The organism is Vibrio sp. S17_S38 (genome assembly GCF_014694375.1).
In the GTDB taxonomy this organism is placed as follows: Bacteria; Pseudomonadota; Gammaproteobacteria; order Enterobacterales; family Vibrionaceae; genus Vibrio.
Map to the genome: position 1 here is coordinate 76,251 of NZ_JAAUWW010000015.1, position 16,354 is coordinate 92,604.

At 40.0% G+C, this 16,354-nt stretch carries 14 protein-coding genes, 2 pseudogenes and 1 riboswitch; of the genes and pseudogenes, 5 read left to right on the top strand and 11 right to left on the bottom strand.

Annotated features, from left to right (window positions below):
* Positions 1-373: 373 nt before the first annotated feature.
* Together HC725_RS12410 and HC725_RS12415 are read left to right on the top strand one after the other, a co-directional pair.
* A complete protein-coding gene (locus HC725_RS12410; protein WP_190332137.1) occupies positions 374-1,678 on the top strand; it encodes a dicarboxylate/amino acid:cation symporter in 1,305 nt (434 codons plus the stop codon).
* A gap of 194 nt (positions 1,679-1,872) precedes the next feature.
* A complete protein-coding gene (locus HC725_RS12415; RefSeq protein ID WP_190332138.1) occupies positions 1,873-2,754 on the top strand; it encodes a DMT family transporter in 882 nt (293 codons plus the stop codon).
* Between the two features lie 109 nt (positions 2,755-2,863).
* On the opposite strand, the pseudogene HC725_RS12420 reads toward HC725_RS12415, so the two are convergent.
* From HC725_RS12420 to HC725_RS12445, 6 genes and pseudogenes are all read right to left on the bottom strand, one after another.
* Positions 2,864-3,163: pseudogene (locus tag HC725_RS12420) on the bottom strand (hydroxyethylthiazole kinase); the annotation flags it as partial.
* Positions 3,163-4,119 (bottom strand): ABC transporter substrate-binding protein, encoded by a 957-nt coding sequence (locus HC725_RS12425; protein ID WP_190332139.1) that lies wholly within the window; start codon positions 4,117-4,119, stop codon positions 3,163-3,165. The gene HC725_RS12425 and the pseudogene HC725_RS12420, both read right to left, overlap by 1 nt.
* 25 nt (positions 4,120-4,144) lie before the next feature.
* Positions 4,145-4,945, bottom strand: a complete 801-nt coding sequence (locus tag HC725_RS12430; protein WP_190332140.1) for an ABC transporter permease — start codon at positions 4,943-4,945, stop codon at positions 4,145-4,147.
* Entirely contained in the window at positions 4,942-5,706 is a 765-nt protein-coding gene (locus tag HC725_RS12435) for an ABC transporter ATP-binding protein (RefSeq protein WP_190332141.1), read from the bottom strand. Before HC725_RS12435 ends, HC725_RS12430 begins: the two co-directional genes overlap by 4 nt.
* Positions 5,707-5,713: 7 nt before the next feature.
* Positions 5,714-6,592 (bottom strand): bifunctional hydroxymethylpyrimidine kinase/phosphomethylpyrimidine kinase, encoded by an 879-nt coding sequence (gene thiD / locus HC725_RS12440; RefSeq protein ID WP_190332165.1) that lies wholly within the window; start codon positions 6,590-6,592, stop codon positions 5,714-5,716.
* A 119-nt stretch (positions 6,593-6,711) separates the two neighbouring features.
* A riboswitch (TPP riboswitch) is annotated at positions 6,712-6,810 on the bottom strand.
* Between the two features lie 86 nt (positions 6,811-6,896).
* The gene (locus tag HC725_RS12445) at positions 6,897-7,427 is read right to left on the bottom strand and encodes a GNAT family N-acetyltransferase (RefSeq protein ID WP_342365951.1); all 531 of its coding nucleotides are present in this window, start codon (positions 7,425-7,427) and stop codon (positions 6,897-6,899) included.
* 157 nt (positions 7,428-7,584) lie between these two features.
* On the opposite strand from HC725_RS12445, the gene HC725_RS12450 reads away from it, so the two are divergent.
* Positions 7,585-8,388, top strand: a complete 804-nt coding sequence (locus HC725_RS12450; RefSeq protein WP_190332142.1) for a sterol desaturase family protein — start codon at positions 7,585-7,587, stop codon at positions 8,386-8,388.
* Positions 8,389-8,510: 122 nt separating this feature from the next.
* Here HC725_RS12450 and HC725_RS12455 read toward each other — a convergent pair whose 3' ends face one another.
* From HC725_RS12455 to HC725_RS12465, 3 genes are all read right to left on the bottom strand, one after another.
* Positions 8,511-9,992 carry an FMN-binding glutamate synthase family protein gene (locus tag HC725_RS12455; RefSeq protein WP_190332143.1) on the bottom strand — a complete coding sequence of 494 codons (1,482 nt, stop codon included), beginning with the start codon at positions 9,990-9,992 and terminating at the stop codon, positions 8,511-8,513.
* A gap of 106 nt (positions 9,993-10,098) precedes the next feature.
* Positions 10,099-11,007 (bottom strand): DMT family transporter, encoded by a 909-nt coding sequence (locus tag HC725_RS12460; RefSeq protein ID WP_190332144.1) that lies wholly within the window; start codon positions 11,005-11,007, stop codon positions 10,099-10,101.
* 144 nt (positions 11,008-11,151) lie between these two features.
* Positions 11,152-12,096 carry a CorA family divalent cation transporter gene (locus HC725_RS12465; protein WP_190332145.1) on the bottom strand — a complete coding sequence of 315 codons (945 nt, stop codon included), beginning with the start codon at positions 12,094-12,096 and terminating at the stop codon, positions 11,152-11,154.
* A 153-nt stretch (positions 12,097-12,249) separates the two neighbouring features.
* On the opposite strand from HC725_RS12465, the gene HC725_RS12470 reads away from it, so the two are divergent.
* Positions 12,250-13,005, top strand: coding sequence for a DUF502 domain-containing protein (locus HC725_RS12470; RefSeq protein ID WP_190332146.1), 756 nt, complete (start codon positions 12,250-12,252; stop codon positions 13,003-13,005).
* Between the two features lie 181 nt (positions 13,006-13,186).
* On the opposite strand, the pseudogene HC725_RS12475 reads toward HC725_RS12470, so the two are convergent.
* Together HC725_RS12475 and HC725_RS12480 are read right to left on the bottom strand one after the other, a co-directional pair.
* A pseudogene (locus HC725_RS12475) lies at positions 13,187-13,798 on the bottom strand (glutathione S-transferase family protein).
* 61 nt (positions 13,799-13,859) lie between these two features.
* Complete coding sequence (locus tag HC725_RS12480; protein WP_190332147.1) at positions 13,860-14,849, bottom strand: aldo/keto reductase; 990 nt, start codon at positions 14,847-14,849, stop codon at positions 13,860-13,862.
* A gap of 247 nt (positions 14,850-15,096) precedes the next feature.
* Between HC725_RS12480 and HC725_RS12485 the strand changes: the two genes are divergently transcribed.
* The gene (locus HC725_RS12485; protein ID WP_190332148.1) at positions 15,097-16,179 is read left to right on the top strand and encodes a threonine aldolase family protein; all 1,083 of its coding nucleotides are present in this window, start codon (positions 15,097-15,099) and stop codon (positions 16,177-16,179) included.
* Positions 16,180-16,354 lie beyond the last annotated feature (175 nt).

Sequence of the window (16,354 nt, forward strand, 5' to 3'; positions counted from 1 at the left end):
ATATTCGACTTTTGGATAAATGTGCTCTAAAGCAATAAAATCATGTCTCGAATTAAAATCACTACTTACCATATATAACATTGCCCACAAAAAATCAGAAAGACCTACATTATTAAATACTGGAGAGGTTTAAACCTGCAATGATAGGTACTGCTTAATCGACAATATCCGGTATAAAATGACAATTTTATAGTTTAGCTATGATAATCGACTGCTAGCACACTTAATAAATAGTTACAAATACCACCATTTATGTGATAGGGATCACAACGAATGCACTAATTTCAGGTTGAAAAATAGTCTTTTAACATTGTTCTGATAATCTGCTCGCCACTTTGAGAGTTGTACAAAGTAACTTAATGGAGATCAGTTCATGACGAACGACAACAAGAAAAATAAACGCTCACTCACGAGCCGTATTATTATTGGCATGGTTGCTGGTATTTTATGTGGTTTTTTAATCCAATCTTTTTTTAGTAGCAATGCTTTTATTAATGAATATTTGGTCGAAGGCTTATTTGATGTCGGTGGTAAAATATTTATCGCCAGCTTAAAAATGTTAGTTATCCCTCTTGTCTTTGTTTCCCTTGTTTGCGGTACCAGTTCTTTAAAAGATTTATCTACTTTAGGTCGCTTGGGTGGTAAAACCCTAGCCTTCTATATTGGAACTACAGCACTAGCGATATCTTTGGCACTGGTTATGGGGATTTTCTTACACCCTGGCTCTGGTGCAGATTTAACTTCTGCCGCTTCATTTAGCTCTACTGAAGCCCCTTCTCTAAGCCAAGTTATTGTGGGTATGTTCCCAAGTAACCCAATGGCGGCGATGTCTCAAGGTAATACGCTTCAAGTTATCGTTTTTGCCGTATTATTTGGTGTAGCAATAAGTCTTGCGGGTAAGCCAGGTCAACGTGTTGCTGATTTCTTCGGCGACATTAACGAAGTCATCATGAAATTAGTGACGCTTTTAATGGAAGTCGCGCCTTACGGTATTTTCTTCCTAATGGCCAAACTATTCACTGGTCTTGGATTAGATGCGATCGCAAATTTAGCTGCATACTTCTTAGTATTGGTTTCTGCATTATTAATTCATGCTTTTATCACTTACAGCCTATTGCTAAAAGTATTATCAGGATTAAACCCAATCGTATTCTGGAAGAAAATGAAAGACGCCATTATGTTCGCGTTTTCTACCGCCTCTTCCAATGCAACTTTGCCTGTTACGATGGAAACCGCAACACATCGTTTAGGGGTCAGTAACAAAATAGCTTCGTTCACTATTCCTCTTGGCGCTACCATCAATATGGATGGTACGGCGATCATGCAAGGTGTGGCGACGGCGTTTATCGCACAAGCATTTAATGTTGATTTAAGTCTTGGTGATTACATGACCGTGATCCTAACCGCAACGCTAGCTTCTGTCGGTACTGCTGGTGTTCCTGGTGTCGGTCTCATCATGCTAGCCATGGTATTAAACCAAGTCGGCCTACCACTAGAAGGTATCGCACTTATTATGGGTGTCGACCGTTTACTGGATATGATCCGCACTGCGGTTAATATTACCGGGGACAGTGTGGTGACTTGTATTGTCGCGAAATCTGAAAATGAGCTCGATATTGATGCTTTCAACGATCCTAAAGCAGGTGAAATTGAATTAGCATTAAAACGAAATGCTTAAATTCGATTGAGTAAACTAAGGCCTTAGCATTTATTGTTAAGGCCTTTTTTTGTACTCAATGACAGCAATAAACTGATAGATAAAAATAAACTAAGCGGTTGAACTAAGCCAAATAATTAAAATAAATCAAGCTACTGAAATATATTTAGTTACATGATACTCTGCGAGCCACCTTGTCTTTTGCAGTGATCACGATGAATCAGGAAACCAAAGCCACCATTATTTTGGTACTCACCACTGTATTTGCAGGACTCGGCTGGATATTTTCAAAACAAGCCATTGCAGAGCTTCCTCCTTTTGCATTTATTAGCATTCGTTTTTTAGCCGCATCCATCTTCTTGCTGCCTTTTTGCTATAAACAATTATTCACACTCTCTAGCACTCAAATACGCAATGCAGCTTCTGTTGGCATCATCATGTCATGCGCGTTATTAACTTGGGTAAAAGCTATTTCTGTCACCGATACTTTAGCTGAAGGAGCTTTTATTTCGAGCTTAGCAATGTTGTTTGCGCCATTAGTTGGTTGGGCACTCTTTAAGCAGAAACCTATTCGCATGTTTTGGATCTCATTACCTTTTGCCGTGGCAGGTTTGGCTTTCTTATCTTTATCCAATGGTTATCATCATTCACCTAGTCAAATTTGGTTTTTAATTTCAGCGATATTTTTAGCATTCCATTTCAATTTTAATGCCAAATACGCACAAAGTGTTCCTAGCCTCACACTCGCTTGCATTCAGTTATCGGTTGTTGGTGTGGTTGCAGGCGTAGCATCTGTCTCTCTTGAAACATGGCCTGAACAAATAGGAAATATAACGTGGTTTTGGCTAGCGTGTAGCACTATTATTGCCACCAGCTTACGTTATGTAATGCAAACTATCGGCCAGAAACTGACCTCTTCTGGTAATGCCGCCATCATTATGATTTTAGAGCCAGTATGGGCAAGTTCACTTAGCGTTCTGTTCTATGGCGATGATATGCCAGTAGGAAAAATAATTGGCTGTGGATTGATCTTATGGTCATTATTTGTGTATCGAGGCGGGGCAAAACTATTAGAACGTAAGCGGTTGAATCCATAAGATCCATCAACATAACGACTTTTAATAAAAACATATCGAAAAAAGGATAATGGCAGATACACATTTATACTGCCATCGCCTACTGAGCATCCGTGGGAGCCAGTTTTATCTATGCCACATGATGCGGTGTTTCATACCGTCTACATTGTAAATTATTCATTAACGCTAACTCATCAAGTTGATGCAGCTTATCAAGTAAATGTATTTGTAAACTGCCCGGCCCTTGGCTTTGCTGGGCGGCAAGCTCTCCAGCCACTCCCAATATTGCGGTTGAACATAATCCTGCACTATCAAAATCAATCGCAGTAAACGCGCCAGTCAATGCTGTATGTGTGCACCCCATCCCAGTCACTAACGGCATTAAGACATGCCCATTATCTAATTGATAAGTGTGTTGCGCATGTACGATTAATATAAGTAAGGTGTCGGATCAACGGCCGTTTTTATCACGTTATTTTGATACATAAAATCGGCAAACGCTTTGTAGCCCTGTAAGTCACTTGCGGTTGGACGTAATGCAAAACGAGTTAATGTATCGCTCCATGCACGTTGATTTAATTCAGTATCTAACGTTTTTGGGTTATACGATTTAAAACTATTCCAAGCTTGTTCAGGATGGTTAACAATAAATTGAGTCGCCAACGTTAAAGCATGATTAAATTTGGCAATGGCTGCACCTTTTTTGGTGTTTTGGTTAACCACAAAGATGAGTTCTTCATAACTCGGTACACCATGTTCCTCTGGATAAAACGCTTTCACTTTCACTTTTACGTTTTCCAATGCCAATTGATTTGGTTCAAAATTACGCAAGCCTCCCCACACTGCATCGACTTTCCCAGACGCTAGTGATGCTGATAAATTCCACCCCACGTTCACCATTTTAATATCACTTAATTTCAGGCCAGAATGGCGCAGCATAGTCCCTACCATCGCATCTTCCGTGCCGGCGACGGCAATGCCAACTGTTTTGCCTTTTAATTCTTTCACTGAATTAATCTTGCCATTATCAAGCGTTAAAATGGTATTCAACGGTGTCGCAATCAAAGTGGCTGAGCGCTTTAGTGGTAAACCTTCGGCGAGATCCATAATGAAGTTAGGTTCATAAGTAACCGCCATATCCACTTTCCCTGCCGCCACCATTTTTGGAGGCAGCGTAGGATCGGCAGGCTCTTGAATAGTGACATCCAAACCTTCCTTCTTAAATAATCCTTGCTGCTGAGCCACAATAATTGGGCCATGATTCGGATTAACAAACCAATCGAGCATAACGGTTAATTTCTCAGAAGCCGACGCTTGAGAAGTCACTGTAAATAACAGGCTAAGTAAGCCAATTTTTTTGAGTCTGGAAAGTGTCGAGTAATGCATATAACAACTCCTTTTGTGTAAATAATTAGCCTTGATTCGGCCAATGAATAAAATGATTAAGTAAACGATCTGTGATGAAATACAAACCAATAGTCAGTAACGATAAAATAAATAATCCAGCAAACATCTCTGCAATTTGCATTCGAGCATTACTTTGCAGCATGTAATAACCGAGCCCCGCACTTGCTCCTACCCATTCGCCAATGACAGCTCCAATTGGTGCAATCACCACCGCAACTCGTAAGCCAGAGGCAAGAGCAGGTAATGCAGAGGGAAATTTGACCCGAATTAAGGTTTGCCATTTAGTCAGTTGGAAAGTATGAGCGAGCTCTAAATAGCCTTTAGGTGTGTTCTTTAAACCGTCATAACAGCAAGTCGTGATAGGAAAAAAGATAATCACGGCTGCCATCACCACTTTAGATGCCATTCCGTAGCCAAGCCACAGCATCAATATAGGGGCCAGCGCAAAAACAGGGATCGCTTGGCTCATAATCAAGATCGGCAACAACCAACGATTAACAGTGTTATTGAGTAATAAAATCAACGCAAAAATAGTGCCGAACGATAATCCAAACGCCAGCCCCATGAGGATCTCTTGCAACGTCACCCAAGTATTCATCGCGAGTACATCTGCATTGCCAACTAGAGCATATCCAACCGATAATGGCGCGGGCACAATAAAATTTGGCAACGAAAATAGGGTAATAATGCCTTGCCACAAACACAGTAAAACGCCGATAGTGATCCCAGTTTGAATCAGCAGACTCAATCGCCACACTTTGATATGGCTAGATTCTACTTTTCGTTGCACCGATAAACTCTTCATTCAACAACCTCCAATCGAGTCTCGGTTAATTGCTGAATCAATTGTTGTTGTGCTTCTAGAAGATCGGCGTCCATATTTCTCGGAGCGCATTGTTCGGACTCAAATTCAACCTCATACAATTTAGCGGGCAGCCCTTTCATAAGCACAATACGGTCAGCAATACGCAATGCTTCTTGGGGATCATGAGTAATAAAGAGCACCGTTTTGTTCTTCAATAATCGGCATACTAGATTTTGTAATTCGTAATGTGTTACTGCGTCAAGCGCGGCAAAAGGTTCATCCATAAGCACAATCGGTTTGTCTTGCATCAAAGTTCTCGCAATGGCAACACGCTGCCTCATACCACCCGATAACTGATAAGGATATTTCTCAAGGCAATTAGGCAAATCTAATTGATTTAATAATTGAGCCGCTTGCTTAGACTGAGACTTGGTAATGCTTCCGTGACGTAAATAAGCTTCTAAACACACGTTATGCAATACGTCTAACCACGGAAACAACAAATCTTGCTGGCCCATATACGCAACAGGAAAGTGATTTATTGAATATTGATCGTTATTCGGTCCTAAATAAATGTTGCCGGTTTGGATACCACCCACAGCATCAAAACCCGCAATACGTTTTAATAAGGTCGTTTTGCCACAGCCGCTTTTTCCAAGTAAGCATGTCCAAGTCTTAGTTTCAAATTGGACGGTTAGCTTGTCAAAAATAGGAGGGCTCGTAAGTGAGAACTGGAAAGTGAATTGCTCAATACTAATCATCGCGATTTCAGCCTTTCACGCTGATATCATCAAAAACAGACGATGCATAAAAATGATGAACGGGGCCAGAACCTCTCCCAACATTAAGCTTATCAGCAGCCATAATGGCATGTGATATATAGGCTTTCGCTTTCGATATTGATGCTTCTAATTCAAAGCCTTGCCCTAAGTAAGACGCTAGAGCAGATGATAAAGTGCAACCTGTTCCGTGTGTATTCGATGTCTTAATTCTAGGCTGTGAAAACACCGTTATTTGCTCACCATCAATCAACCAATCGGAGCTTTCCTCACCATCAAAGTGCCCACCTTTTAGTAAAATCTTCATTGATTTTAAGTTTGAATGAGCTTGCAATTGTTGAATGAAACTTTCAATTTCTGATTCATGGGTTGGCATCTGAGTACCAATAAGAAATGCGGCTTCTGGAAGGTTTGGTGTTATGACCGTCACTAATGGAAATAATGTATTTACTAACGTTTGAATGGCTGAGTTTTCAATAAGCGCGTCACCACTGGTCGCAACCATTACAGGATCAAGCACCACATATTTTGGTTGATATTGCTTTAATTTTTGAGCGATAACCGCAATAACACTGGCGTCATTTAGCATTCCAATCTTAACGGCTGCAATATCAATGTCTGAAAAAACCGCATCTAATTGCTGGCCAACAAACTCCGCGTCAATGGGTAAAATACCGGTGACGCCTTGCGTATTTTGCGCTGTTAATGCCGTAATAACCGAACAAGCAAAAGTGCCCGTGGCTGAAATGGCTTTGATATCGGCTTGAATACCTGCGCCACCGCCAGAATCGGATCCGGCAATCGTGAGAATATTCACAATACTTAATTGCGTCGAAGTTGAACCTTCAAATAAAGATGATGAAGACATATTACAAGCGTTAGGCATATCGAATACTTCCTACTTATGCGTAGGAGAACATTCGAGTCTAACTGGTCAAAACCGTGTGACTAACTTGAGCGGCAAGCTATGACAACGAAAAGCAGAAAGGTGGTTCGAAATTAGTTCCCTACGCCAATGTTAATTGGATCAGGTTCAACGGGTCTCACTTTTGTGATCTCAGCCTTTCAGCTCCCCGACTAAATACGTTTGCTAATGTAGAGACTTACTTGAAAGATGTAAAGCGATAAACCTGTCGTCTAGCGGTTAATAAAAAGAATCTATATATTTGTGATCATCGACTGATTTTATATAAGCAGTGTCTTTGTAAAATATCCCCTGCTTTCAATTTAGGGTGGTCAAAATCATTACGTGTATTCACCATTCCAATTTTCTGCATAACCCGTTGCGAAGGCGCATTTTGCTTAGCCGTGAAAGCATAAACGGCTGCTTGGTCTAATTCATCAAATGCAAATTTAATCGCAGCTCTTGCCCCTTCTGGTGCATATTCCTTTCCCCAATGATCTTTTGCCACTCGCCACCCCACTTCAATAAAGGGAGCACAAGGAATATCTAATTCAACTTTATTTAAGCCAATGAGGCCAATAAATTCATGTGTATCTCTGTGCTCAGCCAACCAAAAACCCCAACCATTAATGTCAAATAATGACGCGATGCGGTTGAACATTTCTTGAGTTTCATGCTCAGATAATACAGATGGAAAAAAACGCATAACTTCGGGATCTTGATTAAGTTTAATCAACGAATCCAAATCCGTTTCTTTCCAAGGGCGTAAAATTAAACGTTCGGTAGTTAAAGTTATCACTCGCTTTCCTCTTTCGATGTATTCTCTATTATGTTGTTCTTACACCAAACATAAAAATTAAAGTGGTTAAACAAACTCACCACGACTGTTAAGCATAGCAAACTCGCTATTAATCTGATTAATAAGTAATAAACGGTTCTGTAATTGAAAGGTATATATGACTGAATTTATGTTAGCGAACCAAATGTTGATCAGACTTTCTGTATTTTTGGTTGTGATTCTTGTTATGGGAATTTGGGAAGTCCATCATCCAAGAAAAATGCTTACTCAACCCAAAGGGTTTCGTTGGGTAAACAACCTTCTCGTTACCATCTTTAATGGTCTATTACTCCCCTTTACCTTGCCAATTCTAGCCGTATCGAGTGCTTATCTCGCTCAACAACATCAGTGGGGGCTATTCAATCTCCTCAATATTCCAGAGCCTATTGAGTGTCTATTATCCATGCTATTACTGGATTGCCTCATTTACTGGCAGCACCGTATTTTTCATCTCGTTCCATGGCTGTGGCGTTTACACCGGGTACATCACGCCGATCAAGATATCGACATCACCACAGGTTCACGTTTTCACTTTATCGAAATATGGTTATCGATGTGGATTAAAATCGCCGCCATTATAATCTTCGGTATTTCTCCCATTGTAGTTTTGTTGTTTGAAATCATATTAAACGCTAGCGCCATGTTTAATCACAGCAACGCCTATTTGCACTTGAAAGTCGATGCAATATTCCGTAAATGGATTGTGACGCCAGACATGCACCGTGTTCATCATTCAGTCTATCCGCAAGAAACCAACAGCAATTATGGCTTTTGTTTATCAATTTGGGATCGCTGGTTTAACAGTTACATAGAACAACCGAAGGATGGTCATCGCGATATGCAGATAGGATTGTCTCTGTTTCGACAGTCTAAAGAACAAAGTATATGGAAAATGTTGACTCAGCCCTTTCGTGAAAAATAACTAAGCTAGGATTTTCAGGTAATACTGATCGTTATAGCGATTCGCGTTTATAACAACGGATCTTTATAATAATCGAGTTTTATAAAGATCCGTTTACCTGCTTATTTTATGTAGATAAGAATCTATTGATGCCCTTCATAAAACTTATCTAATGCTACCGACAAGCCACTTTCAGTGACAATACGTACATGCTTATGAGTTAAGCCGCGAACGTTTGCCACACCACATGAATGCGCCAACATACCTAAACCATAATTAATGTATTTGTTATAACTGGCCACACGCTCGGTTTTATCCGTGACATCCAAACCTTCTTGCCTTTTTATATCTTGGGTTGCAATGCCTGTCGGACAAGTATCTTTATTGCATTTAAGTGATTGAATACAGCCTAATGCAAACATATAACCTCGAGCAGAAGTCACGAAATCTGCGCCAAGCGCCACCGCCCAAGCGACTTTTGATGGTGTGATTAGCTTTCCAGACGCGACCACTTTAATTCGCTCACGTAAGCCATGTCGTTCAAGTGATCCAATCACTAATGGCAAACTCTCTTTAAGTGTCATGCCAACATAATCCATCAAAGGCTGCGGTGCTGCCCCTGTGCCACCATCTGCGCTGTCTATTGTAATAAAATCAGGCGCGCTCGATTCACCTCGACGCAACACTTCTTCTAGTAACTCATCGATCCAAGCATAAGAACCAATCACCGCTTTAAAGCCAACCGGTTTACCCGTCGTTTCTCGCACGAATTCGATCATATCAATCAATTCAGAGACATTTTTGATATCAACATGACCATTAGGACTAATTGAATCTTGCCCTTCCGGAATCCCGCGAATGGCTGCAATTTCCGCTGTAACTTTTCGCCCAGGCAACATTCCACCTTTTCCTGGTTTGGCGCCTTGGCTCATTTTAATTTCAAACATTTTGACTTGTTCATGTGCTGCGGCTTGTTGTAATTTCTCCGTGCTTAAATGACCTTGCTCATCTCGAACGCCATATTTAGCAGTCCCAATTTGAACCACAATATCGGCGCCGCTTTCTAAGTGATATGGTGTTAATCCGCCTTCTCCGGTATTCATCCAACAACCCGCTTTTTTAGCACCTTGTGAAAGTGCGCGGACGGCAGGCTTTGAAATCGCGCCGAAGCTCATGCCAGATATATTAAAAATTGATGCCGTTTTGTATGGATGTTTTGCGAAAGGCCCGATTGTTACTTCTTTTGGTTGTGCCGCATCTTCGTCCAATGTAGGAAATGCGCAGTTCATGAATAAAATAGTGCCAGTAGGATCGAGGTTACGCGTTGACCCAAATGCAACCGTATGATCACCATTTCTGGCTGCTCGCTCTACCCAATTACGCTCCGAACGATTAAATGGCATTTCTTCTCTATCCATAGCAAAGAAATACTGACGAAAAAACTCGCCTTGCTTCTCAAAGAAAGTCCGTAATCGACCAACAACAGGGTAATTATGTCGAATCGCATTTTTATGTTGTCGCTTATCAAGCACGTAAAAACAGACTACAACTAAAGCAAAAACTGCCAATAAAATAAGAATTAAGCTGGCTAATAGCTCAATCGATGAATATAAAATACCACTCATACAGACATACTCCTTTATTAGTTATCTTCCTTTCTACTCCCCAAGCGAAGCGAGTGCAAAACGAAACGTAAATGACAAATTAAAAATGAGCCTCAAGGCGTATTATTTAAGCTTTATCTTTTAACACTTCCATTCTTTCAGCACGATTTTTTCTATAGTTCATAAAAGTAATCAGTAAACCTGCCGACATGATAAATGCACTACCAACTAAGCTATAGCGCGTTGGCACTTCATCAAATAACCAATATCCAATCACACATGCAAAAAGAATTTGAAAATAGAAAAACGGTGCGACGTGAGAAGCATCTGCCACTTTCATCGCTTTAATCAGACAAAGTTGTGACACGATAGTGACCACTGGAATCGTAATAAAATATGGAATCGATTCCATGCTAGGAGTCTTCCACATTTGTGGTTGTGCTACTAAACACACTGTCGCGACCATTCCTAAAATAAAGAACGTATTAATGAAAATAGACAAAAAAGAGATTTTTGCATCAATGGTTTTGGTGACTAAGTTATAAGCCGTATTGGCAAAAACAATCACAAGCGGTAAGAGATAAATGACATGCATCCCACCCTCACTGGTCGGGTTCATCACTACAATCACACCAATAAAGCCAAGAATGGTCGCAACAATTTTCGTCGGTGTTAATTGTTCTTTAAAAAAGAAAGCTCCACCCAACATAAAAGCGATACCGCCCATTTGCGCGATAATAATATAAACATTTAGTGGGATATATTTCAGAGAGATTACCGATGTGATAGCGCACACTAAGAACAGTGCTGAACGTAGCAACAGTTTTTTATTGGTAGCCAACATTGCCGTTTTAGTTTGCTTCGGCATAAAAATCAGCATACATAGAAATGGAATAGCAAAGCGGAAAAAAACCATCTGAATCGGGTGATAGCCATGTAAGATTAGATATTTATCTGCACTGTCTTTCAGCGTTAATGATAACGTCGCGATCAAAATAAGTATCGCACCTAATGTGTTGTTATTTTGAGCTTTCATGAGAATTCTGATTTAAAAATAATAAGACAACATAACTTAACAATCATAAAAAACAAGCCAATCTCTGACTTGTTTTTGCATTATAAGATTACGTTAGATGCCATCTTTAATAATCACCAAATTTAAAGAGGTTATCAAAAATACTCAGAAAAATTTCAGCCACTTGAGTAAGCAAAGTTCAATGACCAGAGTGATCACCAAGCCAATACAAAAGAAACCGAATGCAGTTGGGCTATCGACTCCCGGCATGCCGCCAATATTTATCCCAAGCAAACCCGTTAAAAATCCTAACGGTAAAAATATTGCCGCAACAATCGTAAATAAATAAGTATTACGGTTCATCTTTTCAGCTTGCTCTTGCTCAAGCTCGGACTTCATAACTTGAATCTGTTCTAAATAAAAGTCCATCGATTCCGTTACCCGAGTACTGGTATCAAGTACGTTCCAACTGTGACTTTCCACTGAGCTAATCTCTGGTATATCAGCTTCAACTAAATCGTTTATAGCATATTGCTGAGGTTTCAAAAAACGTCTCAACTTCAAAATTCGTTTATGGATAACTTGTAATTCACTGCCATCATAATCAGAGTCATCTAACTCAAATAACTGGGCTTCTATTTGATTTAAAAACTTCTCAATATTGAGGTTTAACCCTGCAATAATTCCCATGAGCAGATCAGGTAATTGCTTCGGCCCTTCTTTTTTTAGTAACGCGCTACGAATACTGTTAATGGTTCGTGACGACATTTTATTGGTACTAATAAGAGCGTTATCCTTCCAAAACATGCGAATACTAAGCATGTCGTCTGGTTTTGCTCCTTCATTTAGGTTTACCCCGCGTAAAATCAGCAAAAAAGAGCCATCGTCATAGCGCTCAAATCGAGGGCGTGTGTCGTCCCTTAATAAACTATGGATAATACTCGGTTCAATTTGGTTAAATTGCAGCCATTTTCGCAAAGACGCAGCCTCTCGATGACAATGATACCAATTGCCCGACTGAATTTTCGATTCATGTACATTCTCGGGTTTAATTTGTTGCGATTCGCCATCATCAAAATACCATTGATCAATCAGAAAGTTGTCTGTCATTGTGATTTCCATATTAAATATATTTTCTCTATTAATGCAGAGCTTTTGCCTACACGCAAGGTTTTGTTAGCAGATAATCATGTCAATATAATTGCTTGTATGCTCGACTAAAACGTTTAGAGTATTGGCACTATAAAGGAGTCGCTTCTCGCTATGAAAAAATTTATCGTTCGAAAGATAAAAATTGGAATGTTATTTATTATCCCTTTGGTTATCGCCAGCTGGGTTGTGAACGCTGTTGTCCAGTTTATGGATGGCACCGTTGGTTATCTTCTTCCTGATGAATATCGCAATCAATTCACGACAGTATGGGGTTTTGGCTTTATTGCTGCGCTCATTTTAATGCTCATCATTGGTATTATCTTTGACGGTAAACTTCAACGGAATTTCTATGAATGGTTATCAGATAAAACCATCAATCGTATTCCGGGATTTGGCATTATCCATAATTCAACCAAACAAATCATGGAAGCATTGACCTCCGATGAATCACCATTTAAAAAACCTGCATTTTGCCGATCTTGGTCAGGGGAAAACTCACGAGAAATAGTGTTTGATTTAGGCCCAACTTGGATCATACCGAATAAAAATGGCGACATGTTCTTAGCCGATGATGGAAAATGTTACCCATTACCTGAAGAAGGTTATCATGTGGTTTTTGTGCCTCAAGCTATCAACCTGTCAAATGGCTATGTGCGCTTTGAAAAAGTGGAAGATTTACAACATATCGAACACCTTGCCGTTGAGCAACTGACCGCAACACTTATTTCATGTGGTCTCACACTGCCGAAAAAGCCAAATGATGCTTTAGGCCAAATTTTAAAAAATGAACGTGAAATGCAAGACGCGATTCACCAGTGGAAAACCAATCAAGAAACAGCATTAAAGAAAGCACATAATGATACATAGTTTATAGATGCATGATTTATAGATACGTAGTTTATTGAATAATCAGGTTTGTATGTGACATAAAAAACCACCGTCACTTCAAAATGACGGTGGTTTTGTTTATCTATTATTACCGAGAAAAGAGATATTGAATATCAACGGCTCTTTTTATTTAAAAACAGGTTCTATTGCAAAGCTACTTCTATTGAAAAGCCGGACGTTGTGATACTTGTTCAAACCAACGTGTGATATTCGGGTAATCGCTTAAAGCATCAATTTCTAAAGCTTTCAAACATACAATCCCAACGAATAAGAACCCCGTAATATCTGCAACACTTAACTTATCGCCAGCAATAAATTGGTGTGAAGATAGCTGCTTATCAAGCTTTGGCAAAAATTCTTGTACACGAAGTTTTGATTCAACCCCCCACGCTTTCACACAACGTTCACGGTCACTATAAACACCCGATAAATTTCTGAATGCTTGGAAGCCCGCATATAATCCGTCCAACTCCACAATGCGTTGCCACATTTCAACTAAACCGGCTTCAACAGGTGTTTTGCCAAAAAGCGTTAAATCTCCTTTTTTCTCAGCAAGATAGCGACAAATCGCGATCGTTTAACTGATACAAGTACCATCATCCAACTCCAGCATAGGCACTTTGCCAGTAATACTTTTGGCTAAATATTCTTCATTGAGGTTTTCGCCTGCTCTAACATCAAGCTGAACGGTTTCCAGTTCAACACCCAATTCTTTTAAAAATATTCCAACACGACGAGAACTTGGGTTTGGTGCAAACTCGTATAATTTCATTCTTATAGCATCCTTTTCTTGAATGGAAATGTTTCACAACCAAGCATAACAGAATTAGAAATCAACCGCGTAAAATTCCTTCAATTTGAGAAAGTTCTTGTACACTAAACTCTTGATTAGCAAGCATCTGGACCGCATCGGTAATTTGCTGCTTCTTACTTGCGCCAATTAAAACTGAAGTTACACTTTTATGATGTAGCACCCAAGCTAACGCCATTTGTGCCATCGTTTGACCACGTTGCTGGGCGATAGCATTTAACTGAAGAACTTTACCTCGCTCCGCTTCAACAGTTTCAACATTCAAATGAATACTGCTGCTTGCTGCGCGTGAATCGCTTGGAATACCTTGCAAATAACGATCGGTTAATCGTCCACCCGCTAATGGAGAAAATGGAATACAACCCACTCCATTATCGCCTAGAACATCCAATAAACCATTTTCTGGAGTACGTTCAAACATCGAAAACTTAGGCTGATGAATCAAGCACGGTGTTCCCATTTTTTTTAGCATTTCAATTGCTTGTTGTGCCAATTCCGCAGGGTAATTTGAAATACCAACATATAGCGCTTTGCCTTGGCGCACGATTAAATCCAATGCACTCATAGTTTCTTCTAATGGCGTATCAAGATCTGGGCGATGATGATAGAAAATATCAACATAATCGAGATTCATACGTTTCAAACTCTGATTTAAGCTCGACACTAAATATTTTTTTGAGCCAAAATCACCATAAGGACCATCCCACATGGTGTAACCCGCTTTGCTAGAAATAACTAATTCATCACGGTAAGGGCGTAAGTCTTTTTTCAAAACACGACCAAAATTTTCTTCTGCGCTGCCCGGTGGCGGCCCGTAGTTATTGGCTAAATCAAAGTGAGTAATACCTAAATCAAAGGCATGTAAAATAAGATCACGGCTGTTTGAAAACTGATTAATATCCCCAAAATTATGCCAAAGACCTAGCGATACCGCCGGAAGTTTTAAACCACTCTTCCCACAACGATTGTATTGCATTGAAGTATAGCGTTCAGGGTTTGCGATATAAGACATGATTGCTCCAGTTATTGTTGAGATCCCATTACCTTAATCTTATCTTCCGTTTTTTTCTTGGCGGTTCATCACAAACACTCACCTAAATGTTAACGTTTACATTGCAATGATGTAAGGGTTAACAATGCAGTTCGAGTTAATGAGAATATCCATAAAATCGTCATTAGCATGATGCTTTGTTTTTGTGATTATTTACAGCTATTCGGATAAACTCCCTATATAAGTCATTCAAAATAAGGATTATTAGATGAGCGACGATAAAAATAGCTGCCAATATTTTCTAGCGGGTCATGCAACCAAAACCGCGGCTCAAGATTTTTTGGCACTGTCTCGTTGGTGTGAAAAAAATGATATTGAACATGATGTGTATGGTAGCGGAGAGGCTCTACAGGCATTCGAACAAGAAATTGCACAACTGCTTGGCTTTGAAGCAGGATTATTTGTGATCACAGGAACCATGGCACAAGCGGTGGTTTTAGATGCGGTATGTGAGCAAGTCTCGAACCCTGTAGTGGCAATGCATTCTAGCTGTCATATCAATAAACATGAAGCCCAAAACTTTCAATTCTTACGACGCTTCACTGCACTCCCAACTGGTGATGCGTATCAACCTTGGCTAACTTCAGATTTAGCCAGCCACGCCGATAATATTACTGCTGCTGTTTATGAATTACCTATGCGCGAAATTGGTGGTCAACTACCACAGTGGGAGCAACTTCAAGATATAAAAGACCATTGCCAGCAACATGACATTCATTTACACATGGATGGCGCTCGTTTGTGGGAGGCTGCCGCTTATTATGGCAAAACTCATGCTGAAATCGCCGATGGATTTCAATCTGTTTATGTTTCTTTTTATAAAGGCATTGGTGCATTTGCTGGCGCAATGTTACTCGGTAAGCAGACTTTGATTGATAAAGCTCGCATTCGAGTGAAACGCGAAGGTGGCAATGTCTTTAAACGTTCGCCTTATGCTTTTTCAGCAATGATGCAATTTGAGCAACGATTAGAGCAAATGCCTGCTTTATTTGACCGGACTCAACAGCTTTACCTATTACTACAAAAATACAGTCCAAGCTTGCAGCTCAATCCGAGCGCACCACAATCCAATATACTACATGTTCATTTATCGATGAATGTAGATGAAGCAGAAAAAATGCGTTCTAAATTAGCTCATGAGCTGGGTATTTGGTTGTGTAATGGTTTTCAGGTCGGGCAGCTACCAAATAGCTGTTATTTTGAATGGTATGTTGGCGATAATGCTCTAAATTTAAGTGATGAGATCATCATTCAGGCGCTTGAGTTTGTGCATAAGTTTAATCAAAAATAATCAGTCACAAAAAAGCCTCAGATAACTGAGGCTCATTTATGTAATTTATTTATACCCAAAGTAATTGAAGTTGCAGTGAGGCGGCAAGCAAGTGAAGCCCCGTGAGCTTAGTTCACTAAGTGAGTGGGGTGAACGAGCGTAGCCAACAAAGCTGCAGCTTCAGGTAAGACGGGTA